16 protein-coding genes are annotated in these 18,134 nt (G+C 67.8%); 11 read left to right on the top strand and 5 right to left on the bottom strand.

The window, feature by feature from the left end:
* Positions 1–118: 118 nt before the first annotated feature.
* Both rnc and lepB read right to left on the bottom strand, forming a co-directional pair.
* Positions 119–802, bottom strand: a complete 684-nt coding sequence (gene rnc / locus H7F49_RS08380; protein ID WP_185683135.1) for a ribonuclease III — start codon at positions 800–802, stop codon at positions 119–121.
* A gap of 4 nt (positions 803–806) precedes the next feature.
* A complete protein-coding gene (lepB, locus tag H7F49_RS08375) occupies positions 807–1,721 on the bottom strand; it encodes a signal peptidase I (RefSeq protein ID WP_185683134.1) in 915 nt (304 codons plus the stop codon).
* 246 nt (positions 1,722–1,967) lie between these two features.
* Between lepB and pgi the strand changes: the two genes are divergently transcribed.
* Positions 1,968–3,482: a glucose-6-phosphate isomerase gene (pgi, locus tag H7F49_RS08370; RefSeq protein ID WP_185683133.1), complete on the top strand. Its 1,515-nt coding sequence runs from the start codon at positions 1,968–1,970 to the stop codon at positions 3,480–3,482.
* Between the two features lie 37 nt (positions 3,483–3,519).
* Here pgi and H7F49_RS08365 read toward each other — a convergent pair whose 3' ends face one another.
* A complete protein-coding gene (locus tag H7F49_RS08365; protein ID WP_185683132.1) occupies positions 3,520–4,086 on the bottom strand; it encodes a hypothetical protein in 567 nt (188 codons plus the stop codon).
* 152 nt (positions 4,087–4,238) lie between these two features.
* Between H7F49_RS08365 and gor the strand changes: the two genes are divergently transcribed.
* The 10 genes from gor (at position 4,239) to H7F49_RS08315 (ending at position 16,235) form a co-directional block, all read left to right on the top strand.
* Positions 4,239–5,588 carry a glutathione-disulfide reductase gene (gor, locus tag H7F49_RS08360; RefSeq protein ID WP_185683131.1) on the top strand — a complete coding sequence of 450 codons (1,350 nt, stop codon included), beginning with the start codon at positions 4,239–4,241 and terminating at the stop codon, positions 5,586–5,588.
* A 587-nt stretch (positions 5,589–6,175) separates the two neighbouring features.
* Complete coding sequence (locus H7F49_RS08355; RefSeq protein ID WP_185683130.1) at positions 6,176–7,702, top strand: acyl-CoA carboxylase subunit beta; 1,527 nt, start codon at positions 6,176–6,178, stop codon at positions 7,700–7,702.
* Between the two features lie 42 nt (positions 7,703–7,744).
* The gene (locus H7F49_RS08350; protein ID WP_185683129.1) at positions 7,745–8,923 is read left to right on the top strand and encodes an acetyl-CoA C-acyltransferase family protein; all 1,179 of its coding nucleotides are present in this window, start codon (positions 7,745–7,747) and stop codon (positions 8,921–8,923) included.
* A gap of 2 nt (positions 8,924–8,925) precedes the next feature.
* Entirely contained in the window at positions 8,926–9,366 is a 441-nt protein-coding gene (gene mce, locus H7F49_RS08345) for a methylmalonyl-CoA epimerase (protein WP_185683128.1), read from the top strand.
* A 293-nt stretch (positions 9,367–9,659) separates the two neighbouring features.
* Positions 9,660–11,804 carry a methylmalonyl-CoA mutase gene (gene scpA / locus H7F49_RS08340; protein ID WP_185683127.1) on the top strand — a complete coding sequence of 715 codons (2,145 nt, stop codon included), beginning with the start codon at positions 9,660–9,662 and terminating at the stop codon, positions 11,802–11,804.
* A 3-nt stretch (positions 11,805–11,807) separates the two neighbouring features.
* Positions 11,808–12,614 carry a heme-dependent oxidative N-demethylase subunit alpha family protein gene (locus H7F49_RS08335; protein WP_185683126.1) on the top strand — a complete coding sequence of 269 codons (807 nt, stop codon included), beginning with the start codon at positions 11,808–11,810 and terminating at the stop codon, positions 12,612–12,614.
* A 30-nt stretch (positions 12,615–12,644) separates the two neighbouring features.
* On the top strand, positions 12,645–12,878 hold the full coding sequence (locus H7F49_RS08330; protein ID WP_185683125.1) for a DUF4160 domain-containing protein: 234 nt from the start codon (positions 12,645–12,647) through the stop codon (positions 12,876–12,878).
* Positions 12,862–13,122, top strand: coding sequence for a DUF2442 domain-containing protein (locus H7F49_RS08325; protein WP_185683124.1), 261 nt, complete (start codon positions 12,862–12,864; stop codon positions 13,120–13,122). The genes H7F49_RS08330 and H7F49_RS08325 overlap by 17 nt, the downstream gene beginning before the upstream one ends.
* Positions 13,123–13,410: 288 nt before the next feature.
* Positions 13,411–15,432: an acetyl-CoA carboxylase biotin carboxylase subunit gene (locus H7F49_RS08320; protein ID WP_185683123.1), complete on the top strand. Its 2,022-nt coding sequence runs from the start codon at positions 13,411–13,413 to the stop codon at positions 15,430–15,432.
* Positions 15,429–16,235: an acyl-CoA thioesterase gene (locus H7F49_RS08315; protein ID WP_185683122.1), complete on the top strand. Its 807-nt coding sequence runs from the start codon at positions 15,429–15,431 to the stop codon at positions 16,233–16,235. The genes H7F49_RS08320 and H7F49_RS08315 overlap by 4 nt, the downstream gene beginning before the upstream one ends.
* 73 nt (positions 16,236–16,308) lie before the next feature.
* Here H7F49_RS08315 and aroB read toward each other — a convergent pair whose 3' ends face one another.
* Positions 16,309–17,409: a 3-dehydroquinate synthase gene (gene aroB / locus H7F49_RS08310; protein ID WP_185683121.1), complete on the bottom strand. Its 1,101-nt coding sequence runs from the start codon at positions 17,407–17,409 to the stop codon at positions 16,309–16,311.
* On the bottom strand, positions 17,400–17,981 hold the full coding sequence (locus tag H7F49_RS08305; RefSeq protein ID WP_185683120.1) for a shikimate kinase: 582 nt from the start codon (positions 17,979–17,981) through the stop codon (positions 17,400–17,402). The genes aroB and H7F49_RS08305 overlap by 10 nt, the downstream gene beginning before the upstream one ends.
* Positions 17,982–18,134: the final 153 nt, after the last annotated feature.

The following is an 18,134-nucleotide window of genomic DNA, read 5'->3' as shown; positions in this document are numbered from 1 at the left end:
CTGTCGCAGGCCGAGTTGGGCGGGTGTGGGTGAGTGGGGCAATCGGCAATCCTGTCAGAACATGGCCCGCCCCGGCCTGAGCCTGTCGCAGGCCCGGCGCAACGGTTGGGCAGGGTGCTTAGCCGAACTGCTGCAGAAAGGCAGCAGCTGCGGCGGTTTCGGCTTCCTGCTTGCTTGAGCCCTCGGCCTCGACCTCGCCGACCCCGTGGACCTCCACCGCGACGCGGAAGTGGGCGGCATGGTCGGGCCCGGTGCGCTCGATCAGCTTGTAATGCGGCATGCGCCGGCGGTTGCCCGCGGCCCATTCCTGCAGGGCCGACTTGGGGTGCTTGCTCTGGCCGACCCGGCCCTCGACGGGATCCGACCACAGCCGGCGGACCAGCGCCCGGGTCGCCTCGAACCCGCGGGTGACGAAGCTGGCACCGAGCAGGGCCTCGAGCACGTCGCCCAGGATATTGTCGCTGTCGGCCCCGCCATCGTCGCGCGCCTGCTTGCCCAGGCGCATGTGCGGCCCCAGCCCGATGGTCCGCGCGATGGCGGCGTTCATGTCGCGGCTGACCAGGGCATTGAGCCGCTGCGAAAGCTTGCCCTCGTTGCCGGTGCCGCGTTCGTGCAGCCATTCGGCAATGACCAGGCCCAGCACGCGATCGCCCAGGAACTCCAGTCGTTCGTAATTGCGCGGTTCGCCGGTGCTGCCGTGGGTCAGGGCCTCGCACCACAGCGCCGGATCGACGAGCGGTTCGCCGATCAGCCGTTCGAGGAAGGCGCGGCTGTCCTCGCCCAGTCCCGGCCTGAGGGCCATCGGTTCAGAGCGTGGCACCGATCCGGCTCCAGCGGGTGGCGGTGAACCAGGTCCAGGGCTTGATCCAGCTCGCGGAACCGTCGGTCGAGAACATCATGATCGTGGCGCGGCCCACCAGGTTGTCCTGCGGAACCAGCCCGATCCCCGCGCCCTCCATGGCCGGGAACCGGCTGTCCATCGAGTTGTCGCGGTTGTCGCCCATCAGGAACAGCATGCCTTCTGGCACGACCACCGGCGGGGTATCGTCCTGCGGGGTCGAGCCCAGGTCGAGCACGTTGTAGCTGCGGCCGCCGGGCAGGGTTTCGCGGAAGCGGGGGTAGTGGCACTCATAGCTGCCGTCGCGTCCGGTGGCTTCGAAGGCGGGTGCATAGCACCGCGTGTTGGGCGAAACCTTCAGCACGGAATCGGCGATCCGCACCTTGGGCACGGCCTGGCCGTTGAGATGGAGTACCCCGCCAATCATCTGCACCTGATCGCCGGGCAGTCCGATCACCCGCTTGATATAGTCGGTGTCGTTCACCGGAGGCGCCTTGAAGATCACCACGTCGCCGCGCTGCGGCTGGTGGGCGAGCACCCGGCTGGGGATCAGCGGCACCGAGAAGGGCAGCGAATAGCGCGAAAAGCCGTAAGGCCACTTGGCGGCCAGCAGATAGTCGCCGTTCTGCAGACCCGGCAGCATGGATTCGCTCGGGATATTGAACGGCGCGAAGGCAAAGCTGCGGAAGGCGCCGACGATCAGCACCAGCTTGAGCAGGAATACGAAGAAGCTTTCCTCCTTCGGTTCCTTGGCCGCACTGTCCGCGGTGGCGCTGTCCGTGATGGCACTGCCCACCTTGGCACTGTCCGCGCTGGCGCCGGTGCCGGTCGTATCAGGCTCGTTCGATGGCGCGTCGGCGGAAGCGGGGCTGGTATCGGTCATCCTGTGGTCCATCGATCGAGCAGCGAAGCGCCCCGGCTGATCCTGGCCATAGTCGACGCAAACGGCGGAGGAAAGGGGCGGCCGGACGAGGTTCTGCCGCGGCGGTCCGGCGAATACGATTGTCGCGATCCGCGGATACTTGCGGCTTGCGCCAAGTTCGGCCAGCGACACGCAGGTGTGTGGCGCTGTCGGATTCGACCGGGAGCGGCCGGCGCCGGTGAACGGCAAGACGCGAAGGATCGAACGATGAACGAGGCGGTGGACACGGCATGGCAGGCGCTGGCGGATTCGCCGTGCCGCACCCTGGCGGACCTGTTTGCCGATCCACGGCGGGTCGAACGGCTGGCCACCACGCTGGACCTGCCGGGCGGCCCGATCCGGTTCGACTGGTCGAAGACCCATCTGGATGAGAACCTGATCGCCGGTTTCGAGCGGCTCGCCCAGGCAGCCGGCTTCGCCGAGCGCCGGGCCGCGCTGCTGGCGGGTGAGAAGGTCAACGTCACCGAGGGGCGGGCTGCCGAGCATACCGCCCAGCGCGGGATCGGCCGGGACACCTCGGTGGAAGAGGCCAGCGCGCTGCACCAGCGCATGCGCGGCCTGGTCGAGGCGATCCGCGAGGGCGCCCTGGGCGAGGTGCGCCACCTGATCCACATCGGCATCGGCGGATCGGCGCTGGGCCCGGCGCTGGCGATCGACGCGCTGACCCGCGATGGTGCCGATGTGGCGGTTCATGTCGTCTCCAACATCGATGGCTGCGCACTGGAACAGGCCTTCGCCGCCTGCGACCCGGCCACCACGCTGATCGCGGTCGCCTCCAAGACCTTCACCACCATCGAAACCATGACCAACGCCGCCTCGGCCCTCGCCTGGCTGGGCGACAACGGGGTCGAGGACCCCTATGGCCGGGTGGTGGCGCTCACCGCCGCGCCCGAGAAGGCGGTCGAGTGGGGCGTCGACGAGACCCGCGTTCTGCCCTTCCAGGAGAGCGTCGGCGGGCGGTACTCGCTGTGGTCGTCGATCGGCTTCCCGATCGCCCTCGCGCTGGGCTGGGACGAATTCGCCGCCTTCCTCGATGGCGCCGCGGCGATCGACCGCCACTTCGCCGAGACCGAGGGCGCGGCCAACCTGCCGCTGCGCGCGGCCTTCGCCGACCAGTACTACACCCGGCTCGGCGGCTGCCAGACCCGCGCGGTCTTTGCCTATGACGAACGCCTGGCGCTGTTTCCCGACTATCTCCAGCAGCTTGAGATGGAATCGAACGGCAAGGCGGTGAAGGCCGATGGCACCCCGGTCGACGGGCCCACCGCCCCGGTGACCTGGGGCGGGGTGGGGACCGATGCCCAGCACGCGGTGTTCCAGCTCCTCCATCAGGGCACGGTGCTGATCCCGGTCGACTTCATCGCCTCGATCCAGCCGGGACATGGCCTCGACCCGGCTCATCACCGCATCCTCCTGTCCAACTGCTTCGCCCAGGGCGCGGCGCTGATGGCGGGCAAGGCCAGCGACGATCCGGCGCGCACCTACTCGGGCGACCGGCCCTCGACCACGATCCTGGTTGATGACATCAATGCCGCCACCCTGGGCGCGCTGATCGCCTTCCACGAACACCGGACCTTCGCCAATGCGGTGCTGCTGGGGATCAACCCGTTCGACCAGTTCGGCGTCGAGCTGGGCAAGCAGATCGCCAACCAGATCGAGGCGGGCGGGACGACCTTCGATCCCAGCACCGAGGCGCTGCTGAAGCTGGCCGGGATCGCCTAACGGTCGGCGCGTCGGCTGCGCGGCGGCGCAGACCCGCTCAGCGTCGCGGCCTCCGGCGCGCGCTTCCGCGGGCCTGCCGCCGCGCCATCGCAGCGCTCCCCGCGATGATCGCGATCCCGGTGTTCTCGAGGATGTGGTTCATCCGCAGGGCCAGGAAGCGGAGGTTGAGCACCTCGCCCATGTGATGGAACGAAGCCGCCCGGGCCGCGACGAACGCGCACAGCAGCGCCAGACCGAACAGGGCGCCAAGCACCCATCGCCCTGCCTTGCGGAAGGTGAAGGCGACGACGACCATGGCGGCGGCCGCCAACAGGATCGTCCCTTCGATGAACATCTTCTGCATTTCGCGGCGGTGATCGTACCAGCCGTGCCGGATCGCGTTGCTGCGGAACACGGCGGTCAGCAGCGATTGCAGGTCGAGCTGCTTGTTGATGCCCAGCGCCAGCATGACCATGGCGAGGAAGGCCCAGAACTGCGAATTGCGCCAATCGGCGCGGGCCGCCTTCACCGCCATGACCACGGCCAGCGCATAGTTGGCGACCGTCAGCCAGCCCCAGATCGTGGGGTCGCCGATGCCGGGCCGCCATCCTTCAATCTCAAACACGGCCACCACCATTTCCCGTTGATCGCCGTCGGTTGTCTCGAAAGCGGCGGCAAGTCAAACCCTATGCCGCGCAGCCCGACGCGGCGGACTCCGCTCTGGCAATCCGCGCCAAGCCCCGCCATATCCCGGCACCCACCTGGAGCACCGAGCCGATGACCGACACCTACGATTACGACCTCTTCGTCATCGGCGCCGGATCGGGCGGGGTACGGGCCAGCCGGATCGCCTCCGGGCATGGCGCGAAGGTCGCCATCGCCGAGGAGTACCGCGTCGGCGGGACCTGTGTCATCCGCGGCTGTGTACCCAAGAAGCTGCTGGTCTATGGTTCGCACTTCGCCGAGGAACTGCAGGACGCCGCGCACTACGGCTGGACTGTCGAGGGGATGCGGTTCGACTGGAACACGCTGCGCGACACGGTGCTGCGCGATGTTGACCGGCTCAACGCGGCCTATACCCAGACGCTGGAGAGCAACCGGGTCGAGCATTTCCTCGAGCGCGCGACGATCACCGGGCCGAATTCGGTGCGGCTGGCGGGAGGGCGCGAGATCACCGCGAAGGTCATTCTCGTCGCGGTTGGCGCCTGGCCGGTCAAGCCCGAGTTTCCGGGGATGGAGCATTGCATAACCTCGAACGAGGTGTTCCACCTGCCCGAGCTGCCGCGACGCATCGTGATCCAGGGCGCGGGCTATATCGCGCTGGAATTCGCCGGGATCTTCAACGCGCTGGGCTGCGAGGTGACCGTGGTCAACCGCAGCGACCAGATCCTGCGCGGCTATGACGAATCGCTGCGGGATCGCTTGCTGCAGATCACCATGGCGCGCGGGATCGTCTATCGCTTCAACTGCCCGATCCAGTCCGTTGAAAAGCAAGCGAATGGCAGCCTGAAGGTGTCCATCGGCAAGGCCGATCCGATCGAAGCCGATGCGGTCCTGATCGCCACAGGCCGCAAGCCCAAGACCGAGGGGCTGGGGCTGGAGAACGCCGGGATCACGCTGGGCGCCAAGGGTGAGATTCCGGTCGATGCCTATAACCGGACCGCGTGCCCCAGCATCTATGCCGTGGGCGACGTGACCGACCGGGTGCAACTGACCCCGGTCGCGATCCGCGAGGGCCATGCCTTTGCCGATACGGTGTTCGGCAACAACCCGCGCACGGTCGATTACACCTGCATCCCCAGCGCCGTGTTCTCGCAGCCGCCGCTCGCCGGGGTGGGCCTGACCGAGGGGCAGGCGCGCAATGCCTATGGCAACGTCAAGGTCTACACCTCGGACTTCCGCCCGATGAAGAACGTCTTCGCCGGGCGGATGGAGCGCGGGCTGTACAAGCTGGTGGTCGACGCCAACACCGATCGCGTGCTGGGCGTCCACCTGATCGGTCCCGAGGCGCCGGAAATTCTCCAGGCCGCGGCGATCGCGGTGAAGGCGGGGCTGACCAAGGCCGATTTCGACGCCACCGTGGCGCTTCATCCCAGCATGGCGGAAGAGCTGGTGCTGATGCGTTGAGGGCGGCGGCGTTGGGGCGTGCACCGCTGCGCATGGCGGCTTGCGCCCGGGTGCAGGCAAAAGAAGAAAAAGATCAAACCAAACTAGACCCGCTCAGCCTGAGCCTGTCGAAGGCCACGCGCCGTCATTGGCCCCGTGCTCCTGAGACCATGCCTCCAGACGGACCCGCTGCAGACGCCCGGCTCAACCGTCGCGAGTGGGCTTCGACAGGCTCAGCCTGAGCGGGCTTTGGGGATATCGGACTGTGTTCGTGGTTTGGCTATCCTCAGGTCCCGCCCAACGGCAACTCCCCCGGCACCGACATCATGTTCCCGGCTCCACCGCTGTCGCCCCTGCGGAGGCAGGGGCCCAACCCAGCCTGGCCCGACGAACCGACCCTGTCGCTGGCGGACAGGTGGGGATGGGCCCCTGCCTCCGCAGGGGCGACGGTGGCTTTGGAGGACAACTGCAATCCGCCCGGTCCAGCCATTCTCGCCAGCCCCTTTAATCGATCGCTTAAATTCTGTTGACGAGGCCTTCGGGCCGTGGCTTAGCGGCAACGGAAAACTGCGACGCACTCGGTCAGCACCAGGAGAGGGTAGCCCGGCATGTCCGCCAATATCGCCGAAATGGAAAAGCGCCGCGCCGCCGCCAAGCTGGGCGGGGGGCAGAAGCGGATCGACGCACAGCATGCCAAGGGCAAGCTGACCGCGCGCGAGCGGCTGGAAATCCTCCTCGACGAGGGATCGTTCGAGGAAGTGGACATGTATGTCGAGCACAACTGCGTCGACTTCGGCATGCCCGAGAACACGATCCCCGGGGACGGCGTGGTCACCGGGTCGGGCACGATCAATGGCCGGCTGGTCTATGTCTTCAGCCAGGACTTCACCGTGTTCGGCGGGGCCGTGTCCGAACGCCATGCGATGAAGATCTGCAAAATCATGGACACCGCGATGAAGGTGGGGGCCCCGGTGATCGGGCTCAACGATTCGGGCGGCGCGCGCATCCAGGAAGGCGTCGCCTCGCTGGGCGGCTATGCCGAGATCTTCCAGCGCAATGTGCTCGCCTCGGGCGTGGTGCCGCAGCTCTCGCTGATCATGGGCCCCTGCGCGGGCGGCGCGGTCTACAGCCCGGCGATGACCGACTTCATCTTCATGGTGAAGGACAGCTCGTACATGTTCGTGACCGGTCCCGACGTGGTCAAGACCGTGACCAACGAGATCGTGACGCAGGAGGAGCTGGGCGGGGCGGTGACGCACTCGACCAAGACCTCGGTCGCCGACCTCGCGCTGGAGAACGACATCGAGGCGCTGCTGACCGCGCGCGAATTCTTCGATTTCCTGCCGCTGTCGAACAAGGAAGAGGTGCCGGAACGGCCCAGCGCCGACCCGTGGGACCGCAGCGAGCCGAGCCTGGACACCATCGTCCCGGCCTCGGCCACGCAGCCCTATGACATGCACGAGGTGATCCGGAAGGTCCTGGACGAGGGCGACTTCTTCGAGATCCAGCCTGGCCATGCCGGCAACATCCTGTGCGGCTTCGGCCGGGTGGAAGGCAAGACCGTGGGCGTGGTCGCCAACCAGCCGCTGGTCCTGGCCGGCGTGCTCGACATCAACTCGTCGAAGAAGGCCGCGCGCTTCGTGCGGTTCTGCGATGCCTTCAACATCCCGATCGTCACCTTCGTCGACGTGCCCGGCTTCCTCCCCGGCACCGCGCAGGAACTGGGCGGGATCATCAAGCACGGCGCCAAGCTGCTGTTCGCCTATGCCGAGGCGACCGTGCCCAAGATCACCGTGATCACCCGAAAGGCCTATGGCGGGGCCTATGACGTGATGGCATCCAAGCACCTGCGCGGCGACCTGAACTATGCTTGGCCGACCGCCGAGATCGCGGTGATGGGGGCCAAGGGCGCGGTGGAGATCATCTTCCGTGGCCTGTCGCCCGAGGGCATTGCCGAGAAGACCAAGGAATACGAGGATCGCTTCGCCAACCCCTTCGTGGCGGCGTCGAAGGGCTTCATCGACGAGGTGATCCACCCCCATTCCACCCGTCGCCGGATCGCCCTGGGCCTGCGCAAGCTGCGCACCAAGGCCCTCGAGAATCCGTGGAAGAAGCACGACAACATTCCGCTCTAACTAGCCGCTCCCCCGCAGCGGTCGCAGAAAGCAGGATATCCCATGGAAGACATCTACATCGTCAGCGGCGTCCGCACCGCCATCGGCACCTTCGGCGGCAGCCTGGCGGGGTTCCGCCCGGCCGAGCTCGGCACCATCGTGATGAAGGAGGCGATCGCCCGCGCCGGGGTGGCGCCGACCGACATCGAGAACGTGGTGGTCGGCACCGTGGTCCCGACCCAGCCCAAGGACGCCTATGTCAGCCGCGTCGCTGCGGTTAACGCGGGCATCCCGATCGAGGCGCCGGCGATGAACGTCAACCGCCTGTGCGGATCGGGCCTGCAGGCGATCGTCTCGGCCTGCCAGGCGATCGCGCTGGGCGAGCATAAGCTGGCGATCGGCGCCGGGGCCGAGGTGATGTCGGGCGCGCTGCGCGTGATGCAGGGTACCCGCAACGGCCAGAAGATGGGCGACCTGACGCTTGAGGACATGATGCTGGGCGCGCTGCACGATCCCTTCGCGGGGATCCACATGGGCGTGACCGCCGAAAACGTGGCCGAGCGCTGCGGGATCAGCCGCGAGCAGCAGGACCAGGTCGCCGCCGAAAGCCACCGCCGCGCCGCCGCCGCCATCGCCGCGGGCTATTTCAAGGACCAGATCGTCCCGGTCGAGGTCAAGACCCGCAAGGGCGTGACCGTGTTCGACACCGACGAGCATGTCCGCGCCGAGGCCAGCGTGGAATCGATGGCGGGCCTGAAGCCGGTGTTCAAGAAGGACGGCACGGTCACCGCGGGCAATGCCAGCGGGATCAACGACGGCGCCGCCGCGGTGGTCCTCGCCAGCGGCACTGCCGTCGCGGACAAGGGCCTCAAGCCGCTGGCCAAGGTGCTGGCTTGGGGCCATGCCGGGGTCGCGCCGGAGGTCATGGGGCTGGGCCCGGTCAAGGCCGTGCCGGTGGCGCTGCAGCGGGCAGGGCTGACGCTGGACCAGATCGACGTGATCGAAAGCAACGAGGCCTTCGCCGCCCAGGCCTGCGGCGTCGCCAAGGAGCTGGGCTTCGATCCGGCCAGGACCAACCCCAACGGCTCGGGCATCTCGCTGGGCCACCCGATCGGCGCGACCGGCGCGATCCTGACGATCAAGGCGGTCTACGAACTGCACCGCACCGGCGGGCGCTATGGCCTGATCACCATGTGCATCGGCGGCGGGCAGGGCATCGCCATGGTGATCGAGCGGGTGTGACGATGAAGCTGGGCCGCATCAACCACATCGGGGTCGCCACCCCGGATCTCGATGCCAGCATCGCGTTCTACCGCGACGTGATGGGGGCGACCGACATCACCGAACCCTTCGTGCTGGAAAGCCAGCAGGTGCGGGTGTGCTTCGTCAACACGCCGGGTGAGAACGGGACTGCCGGGACCCAGATCGAGCTGCTCCAGCCGACCGTGGCGGACAGCGCTGTGGGCAAGTGGCTGGAGAAGAACCCGCTCGGGGGCCAGCACCACATCTGCTACGAAGTGCCCGACATCCATGCCGCCAAGGCCTGGTTCGAGGGGCTGGGCAAGCGCGTGCTGGGCGAGCCGCGGATGGGCGCGCACGGGACGCTGATCTTCTTCGTCCACCCCAAGGACATGGGCGGACAGCTGACCGAGATCATGGAGACGCCCGGGGACGGGCATCACTGAGGTCTTCTCCTGTCGTCACCCTGAACCTGTTTCAGGGTCCATCGCGCCTCCGGGTGCGACGACGAGTGGGGCAACATGGATGCTGAAACAGGTTCAGCATGACGGATGTGCGAGATGGTAGGATGACCGACAAGACTCTGGCCGACTGGCAGGCAGCCCTAGTGCTGAAGTCGCACTGTTGGTCGTCACCCTGAACTTGTTTCAGGGTCCATCGTGCCTTGGGGCGCGACGGCGATGGGGACGACATGGATGCTGAAACGAGTTCAGCATGACGTAATGTGTGAGAGCGTGGGATGACCGACAAGACACTGGCAGACTGGCAGGCCGCCGCGGCCAAGGAAGTCAAAGGCAAGGACCTCACCTGGCACACGCCGGAGGGGATTGCGGTCAAGCCGCTTTACACCGCCGCGGACGTGACGGCCGATCCCGGCCTGCCGGGTTTTGCCCCGTTCACCCGCGGCGTGCGCGCCTCGATGTATGCCGGCCGGCCCTGGACGATCCGCCAGTATGCGGGCTTTTCCACCGCCGAGGAATCGAACGCGTTCTATCGCCGCAACCTCGCCGCCGGGCAGAAGGGCCTGTCGGTGGCCTTCGACCTTGCCACGCACAGGGGCTATGATTCGGATCACCCCCGCGTGGTCGGCGATGTCGGCAAGGCCGGCGTGGCGATCGACTCGGTCGAGGACATGAAGATCCTGTTCGACGGGATCCCGCTCGATCAGATGTCGGTTTCGATGACGATGAACGGCGCGGTGATCCCGATCCTGGCCTTCTTCATCGTCGCGGGCGAGGAGCAGGGCGTTCCCACCGAACAGCTCGACGGGACCATCCAGAACGACATCCTCAAGGAGTTCATGGTCCGCAACACCTACATTTACCAGCCCGAGCCGAGCATGCGGATCATCTCGGACATCTTCGCCTATACCAGCGCCAAGATGCCGAAATTCAACTCGATTTCCATCTCCGGCTACCACATGCAGGAAGCCGGGGCGACCCAGGTGCAGGAGCTGGCCTTCACCATCGCCGACGGCATGGAATACGTGAAGTACGGCGTCGCCTCGGGCCTCGACATCGACAAGTTCGCCGGGCGCCTCTCGTTCTTCTTCGCCATCGGCATGAACTTCTTCATGGAAGTGGCCAAACTGCGCGCCGCGCGCGTGCTGTGGCACCGGGTGATGACCCAGCTGGGCGCCAAGGACGAACGCAGCAAGATGCTGCGGACCCACTGCCAGACCTCGGGTGTCTCGCTGCAGGAGCAGGACCCCTACAACAACGTGATCCGCACCACGATCGAGGCGATGGCGGCGATGCTGGGTGGGACCCAGTCGCTCCACACCAATGCCCTCGACGAGGCGATCGCGCTGCCCACCGACTTCTCCGCCCGGATCGCGCGCAACACCCAGATCGTGATCCAGGAAGAGACCGGCATGTGCAACGTGGTCGATCCGCTGGGCGGGTCGTACTACATCGAGAGCCTGACCCAGCAGCTGGTCGATCAGGCTTGGGCGATCATCGAGCGGGTCGAGGCCGAGGGCGGCATGGCCAAGGCGGTCGCTGCGGGCTGGCCCAAGGCGATGATCGAGGAAGCCGCCGCCGCGCGCCAGGCCCGGGTCGACCGGGGCGAGGACGTGATCGTGGGCGTCAACAAGTACCGCCTGGCCGAGGAAGACCAGCTCGACACGCTCGAGGTAGACAACCACGCCGTGCGCGAAGGGCAGATCGCCCGGATCAAGCGCGTGCGCGAAACCCGCGACGAGGCCAAGTGCCGCGCCGCGCTGGCCGCGCTGACCGAGGGTGCGCGGGACGGGGGCAACCTGCTCGCCCTCGCGGTCGAGGCTGCACGGCATCGCGCCACGCTGGGCGAGATCTCCGATGCGATGGAGGCCGTGTTCGGCCGCCACGGCACTTTCCCGACCCCGGTCAAGGGCGTCTATGGCGCCGCTTACGATGGCGACAGCCGCTACAGCCAGGTCCTCGACGGGGTCGCGGCGGTCACCCGCCGGCTGGGCCGCAAGCCGCGCCTGCTGGTCGCCAAGATGGGGCAGGACGGGCACGATCGCGGCGCCAATGTCATCGCCTCGGCCTTCGGCGACATGGGCTTCGAAGTCACCTCGGGCCCGCTGTTCCAGACCCCCGCCGAAGCCGCCGCGCTGGCGCTGGAGAACGATGTCGACGCGGTCGGCGCCAGCTCGCTCGCCGCCGGGCACAAGACGCTGATCCCCGAACTGATCGGCCACCTGCGCGAGGCCGGCCGGGCCGACATCAAGGTCATCGCCGGGGGCGTGATCCCGCCGCAGGACTATGACTTCCTGCGCGAGGCCGGGGTCCAGGGGATCTATGGCCCGGGCTCCAACGTGGTCGAATGCGCCGCCGACGTGCTGCGCCTGCTGGGCCACAACATGCCGCCGCTGGGCAGCGAACTGGAAGCGGCCGAGTAAGCCGTGGCCTTCGGCTTCTCCGTCGAGGCATTGCTGCCCACCGCGCGGGTCTCCGGCCAGTTGCGCATGGGGCTGGGGCGCATCACCGAGGCCGAATGGCGCGATCCGGCCCCCGATGTGGCGGCGCGCGCGGCGGTGTTCGCCGCCCATCCCGATGCGGTGCAGGTCCTGCCGGGAAGCGAGGACGCAATCGCCGAGCTGGGTGAAGTGGTCGGCGTGTCGGGCGATCTCGCCACCATCGCCAGCGCCACGCACGAGGACTGGTGCCTGCTGACCCAGGCCGAGCCGGGCGGGTCCTTCGTGCTGGTCGCCGGGGCGGTGGGCTATCCCACCGACTGGCAGGTGGCCGACAAGATGGGCAAGCCGGTCCATGCCGTCCACCAGCCGACTCACGGCTATGCCGAGCGGCTCGCCACCTCGGTCGACCGCTTCATGGACGGGCTCGCCCCGCGCGACCTGTTCGGGCGCACCAACATGTTCGTGCTGGCCAGCAGCGCGCACCGCTACATGCCGACCGTCCCGATGGTCGAGCGTTTCGCCCATGTGACGGCCGACAACGCCGGCGAGACGCTCTACGTCCGCTGCGAGCGCGAGACCCTGCGCCGCCTGCCGCGCAGCGGGGCGATCGTCTTCGGCATCGGCATCTACCGCGCCCCGCTCGGCACGCTGTCGGACGAGAACCTGGCGCGCGTGGCCAAGTCGCTCACCGGCTTCATGCCCGGCGAGGACGAGCGCCGCGGCGTTCCCCACTATGCCGCGGCGGCGGCGGGGTACATTTCCCGGCGGCTGGGCGTGGAGGTGGCGGCGTGACACGAATTCGCACAGACGGAGAGGTGCGATATGCCTACGGTTCTGCGGATTGGCGCGTTCCGGTTCTATTTCTTCAGTCACGAACCCAACGAGCCACCGCATATCCACGTCGACCGCGGATCGGCTTCGTTGAAAGCGTGGCTGGACCCGGTCGCGGTGGCGCGCAACGTCGGCTTCCGGGCGCACGAGATCGGTGGCATTCTTGCCATGGTCGAGGACCATCGCTCGACGCTGCTGGAGGCGTGGCATGAACATTTCGGCTAGGGTCACCGACGAGCGCGTGCTGGATGTGCGATGCGACGAGCATCGGCTGATCGTGGACCTGATGGACGGGCGGACCATCGCCGTGCCGCTGGCGTGGTATCCGCGCCTACTGAATGCGTCGGCCGATGCACGGGCCAAGTGGGAGCCATGCGCCGGGGGCTACGGGATCCATTGGCCTGAGATCGACGAGGACCTCAGCACCGAAGGCTTGCTGCGGGGGGCTCCGGCTCCGAAGGCGGCGTGAAGGTTATGACCTCGTGCATCGATCGTCATGCTGAACTCGTTTCAGCATCCATGTCTCCCCGGCCGGCTTCGGTGCGTGGTGCGCGCTGGACCCTGAAACGAGTTCAGGGTGACGATCCAGAGAGGATCGCCTGATGACCGGCGGGCAATGGATCGCGGTCTTGTGGGTCAGCTTTGCAATGCTGAATGTCACTACGACTGCAGCTTGGCTCTTCGCTCCGTTATTCTGATTGGCCTTAATGATCTGGCCGCTGTTTGTTTTTCTCATTGTGCGCAGGAAGAAGCACTGATGTTCAAGAAAATCCTCATCGCCAACCGCGGCGAGATTGCCTGCCGCGTCATCAAGACCGCCCGCCGCATGGGTATCCAGACTGTCGCGGTCTATTCGGATGCCGATGCCCGTGCGCCCTTCGTGCAGATGGCGGACGAGGCCGTGCACATCGGTCCGGCCCCGGCGGCGCAGTCCTACCTGATCGCCGACAAGATCATCGCCGCCTGCAAGCAGACCGGCGCCGAGGCGGTGCACCCGGGCTATGGCTTCCTGTCCGAGCGGACCTCCTTCGCCGAGGCGCTCGCCGCCGAGGGGATCGCCTTCGTCGGCCCGCCGGTCGGCGCCATCGCGGCGATGGGTGACAAGATCGAGTCCAAGAAGCTGGCCAAGGAGGCCGGGGTCAACGTGGTCCCGGGCTTCGTCGGCGAGATCGAGGATACCGAGCATGCGGTGCGCATCTCGGCCGAGATCGGCTATCCGGTGATGATGAAGGCCTCGGCCGGCGGCGGGGGCAAGGGCATGCGCCTGGCCTATACCGAGCAGGACGTGCGCGAGGGCTTCGAGGCGGTGAAGCGCGAGGGGCTCAACAGCTTCGGCGACGACCGCGTGTTCATCGAGAAGTTCATCCTCAACCCGCGCCACATCGAGATCCAGATCCTGGGCGATCAGCACGGCAATATCCTCTACCTGAACGAGCGCGAATGCTCGATCCAGCGCCGCCATCAGAAGGTGGTCGAGGAGGCCCCGTCGCCCTTCGTCACCCCCAAGATGCGCAAGGCCATGGGCGAACAGTGCGTCGCCCTGGCGCGCGCGGTGGGCTACTATTCGGCCGGCACGGTGGAACTGATTGTCTCGGGCGCCGACCCGTCGGGGGAGAGCTTCTACTTCCTCGAGATGAACACCCGCCTGCAGGTGGAGCATCCCGTCACCGAGGCGATCACCGGGATCGACCTGGTCGAGCAGATGATCCGCGTTGCCGCCGGCGAGAAGCTGGCCTTCACCCAGGACGACATCAAGATCGATGGCTGGGCAATCGAGAACCGCGTCTATGCCGAAGACCCCTATCGCGGCTTCCTGCCCAGCACCGGGCGGCTGGTGCGCTACAACCCGCCGGTGCCGGGCTGGACCGATGACGGCGCCGAGAACGGGCGTCGCGGCGTGGACGGCGTGCGCGTGGACGATGGCGTCTACGAGGGCGGCGAGGTTTCGATGTTCTACGACCCGATGATCGCCAAGCTGGTCACCTGGGGCGCGACGCGCGACGAGGCGGCCGACAAGCAGATCGCCGCGCTCGACGCCTTCGAGATCGAGGGGCTGGGCCACAACATCGATTTCGTGAGCGCGATCATGCAGCACCCGCGCTTCCGTTCGGGCGAGCTGACCACCGGGTTCATCGCCGAGGAATATCCCGAAGGCTTCACCGGGGCGGCCACCAGCGAGGCGCTGAAGGCGCGGATCGCGGCGATCGCCGGGTTCATCGCCACGGCCCGCGCCGATCGTGCGCGCAATGTCGATGGTCAGTTGGCCCACCACCTGCCGCCGCCGTCGGAATGGGCGATCCGGCTGGGCGGTTCGACCTTCGCGGTCGAGGTCAGTGCCGACGAGATCACGGTCGACGGGCAGCCGATCGATCTGGCCATGGAGTACACCCCGGGCGACCGGATCGTCGCCGCCGAGGTCGAGGGCGAGGCCATCGCGCTGAAGATCGAGCCGACCCGCACCGGGTTGAAGGTGACCACCCGCGGCGCGATCCACAAGGTGGAGATCCTGCTGGCGCGGATCGCTCATCTGGCCGGGCACATGATCGAAAAGATCCCGCCCGACCTCTCCAAGTTCCTGATCTGCCCGATGCCGGGGCTGCTGGTCTCGCTCAACGTCCAGGAAGGCGACAAGGTCGAGGCGGGGCAGCCGCTGGCCGTGGTCGAGGCGATGAAGATGGAGAACATCCTGCGCGCCGAGAAGTCCGCCACGGTGAAGAAGGTCAATGCCAGGGCAGGCGAAAGCCTGGCGGTTGACGCAATCATCCTGGAGCTGGAATGAGCTTCGCCGAGGTCCTCGCCTCGGCCCGGCCCGAGGACGACGGCTTTGCCGTCACCGTTCCGGAAAGCTGGTTCCAGGGCCGCACCGCCTATGGCGGCTTCTCGGCCGCGCTGGCCTTTGCGGCGGCGCGGCGGATCGTGCCGGACCTGCCGCCGCTGCGCACCGGGGTGGTCTCGTTCGTCGGGCCCACGGCGGGGACGGTGCGCGTCCGCGCCCGCCTGCTGCGGCGCGGGCGCAACGCGGCCTGGGTTGAAAGCCGCGTGGAGAGCGAGGCCGGGACCACGGTCACCGCGACGTTCTGCTTCATGGCGGCCGTGGCCAGCACCCTGCAGCTTGACCTGACGGCCCCGCCTGCGGACCTGATCCCGCCGGACCGGGCGGTGCCCGCGCTGACCGGCGGGTTCGCCCCGGCCTTTGCCAGTAACCACCTCGAAATGCGCCATGCCCTGCCGCGCGGGGCCGCCCCGCGCGCCGAGCTGTGCCTGTGGGCCCGGGCGCGCGAGGGGGTCTCCTGGCCCGGCGAAGCGGGTGCGGAGGCAGATCCCATGCTTGCGCTGGTGCTACTGGGCGATGCCCTGCCACCGGCGGTGATGCCGCTGATCGCGCCAACCGTCCCGGTCAGCTCGATGACCTGGCAGTTCAATCTGCTCACCGCCGCGCCGAGGACCAGCGATGGCTGGTGGCTGCTCCGTTCGACTGCGGACTACGCCGCCAACGGCTGCGCCAGCCAGCACATGCAGGTGTGGAACAGCGCCGGCGAACCGATGGTGGCGGGCATGCAGGCGATCGCAGTGTTCGGCTGAGCCGCGCGGGCGCCCCCTGCTCGCGCCCCACAGCCGCGGGCAGGGGGCGTCACGGCCGCAGCGGCCGGGACCGCTAAAGCTGCTCGTCGAGGAAAGCGGCGACGTCCTCCAGCGCCACGTCCCTGGCCAGATAGGCCTCGCCGATGTCGCGCAGCAGGATGAAGGGCAGGGTGCCCGAATCCATCTTCTTGTCGTGCAGCATGTGGGCCACCAGCCCGGCTCCGTCCGCCGTCAGACCCAGCTCGTGAAGCTCGGTGCGCAGCCCAACGGCGCGCAGATGGGCCGCCACCCGTTCCGCCTCAGCCGGGTCGATCAGGCCGCGGCGGGCGGAGTAGCGGGCGGCGAGGACCATGCCGAGAGCCACGCCCTCGCCATGGAGCAGCCGGTCGGAAAAGCCGGTCTCGGCCTCCAGCGCATGGCCGAAGGTGTGCCCCAGGTTGAGCAGGGCCCGCAGGCCGGTCGTTTCGAATTCGTCCTCCGCCACGATCCGGGCCTTGGCCGCGACCGAGGCCGCGATCGCCTGTTCGCGCAGCGCCTGGTCGCCGTCCATCAGCGCCGGGCCGTGATTCTCGCACCAGGCGAAGAAGGCGCCGTCGCCAAGCAGGCCGTACTTGACCACCTCGGCATAGCCCGCCCCCAGCTCGCGCCGGGGCAGCGTTTCCAGTGCGAGCGGATCGGCCAGGACCAGCGCGGGCTGGTGGAAGGCCCCGACCAGGTTCTTGCCTGCCCGGGTGTTGATCGCGGTCTTGCCGCCGACGCTCGAATCGACCTGGGCCAGCAGGGTGGTGGGCAACTGGATGAAGCGGCAGCCGCGCTTGAGCATCGATGCCGCGAAGCCGACGAGATCGCCGATCACCCCGCCGCCGAGCGCCAGCACGTGATCCTTGCGCTCGATCTCGAGGGCCAGCAGCCAGTCGACCACGTCGGCCAGATATGGCCATGACTTGGTCGCCTCGCCGGCCGGGAGGACCTTCCAGTGCGGCTGGAACCCGGCCGCGCGCAGCGAGGCATCGATGCGCTCGCCCCAGGCGGCCTGGACATTGGCGTCGGTCACCACCGGGACAATCGCCTTGCGCAGCAGCGGCGCGCACTGGTTGCCCACATCGGCGAGCAGGCCCGGCGCCACCCGCACCTCATAGGGGCGGCCGGCGAGATCAACCGGAACTACAGGCATGCGGCGATCCCCTTCAGTACCTTGTCCAGCGTCCGGCTGTGCGGGCCATTCTGGCTGATCACCTTGATCGGCGCTTCGGCATAGCAGGGTGCGCGCTCGGCGCGCAGGCGGCTGAGGATCTCGCGCGGGTCGCCGCCGCGCAGCAGCGGGCGGCTGTCCTTGCGCGCGACCCGCTCGACCAGGGTCTCGACATCCGAATCGAGCCAGACCGCGATCGCCCGCTCGAGGATCAGCCGGCGCGTCTCCGGATTGACGAAGGCGCCGCCCCCGGTGGCGATCACATAGGGCCGTCCGTTCTGTTCCTGATCGATCAGGCGGGCGATCACCCGCCGCTCGCCGTCGCGGAAATAGGCTTCGCCATAGGTCGCGAAAATCTCGGAAATCGACATCTTCGCCGCCTCTTCGATCGCATCGTCGGCATCGACGAAGGGCAGGTGGAGGGCGTGGGCGAGCTTGCGTCCGACCGAGCTCTTGCCCACCCCCATCATGCCCACCAGCGCGATCGGCTGCCTGACGCGTTCCGCCAGGGCCGCGATTTGCTGCGAGGTCATGCGCGGTTCGTCGACTTCCATTGCAGCGCCGCCTATAGTTGGGCTAGTCGCCGGCGCAAGCGTCCCGCCGTTGCGGGATGGTGCGGTCGGGACGGCAGATGGCAGGTCAGGGTGTCTCAGGTCAGGGTGTCGGGCGTGGCAGGACGGCGAGGCGGGCGATGGTGGTGTTGACCG

Source organism: Novosphingobium aerophilum (assembly GCF_014230305.1).
GTDB classification, from domain to species: domain Bacteria; phylum Pseudomonadota; class Alphaproteobacteria; order Sphingomonadales; family Sphingomonadaceae; genus Novosphingobium; species Novosphingobium aerophilum.
This window is presented reverse-complemented; position numbering and strand designations above follow the sequence as displayed.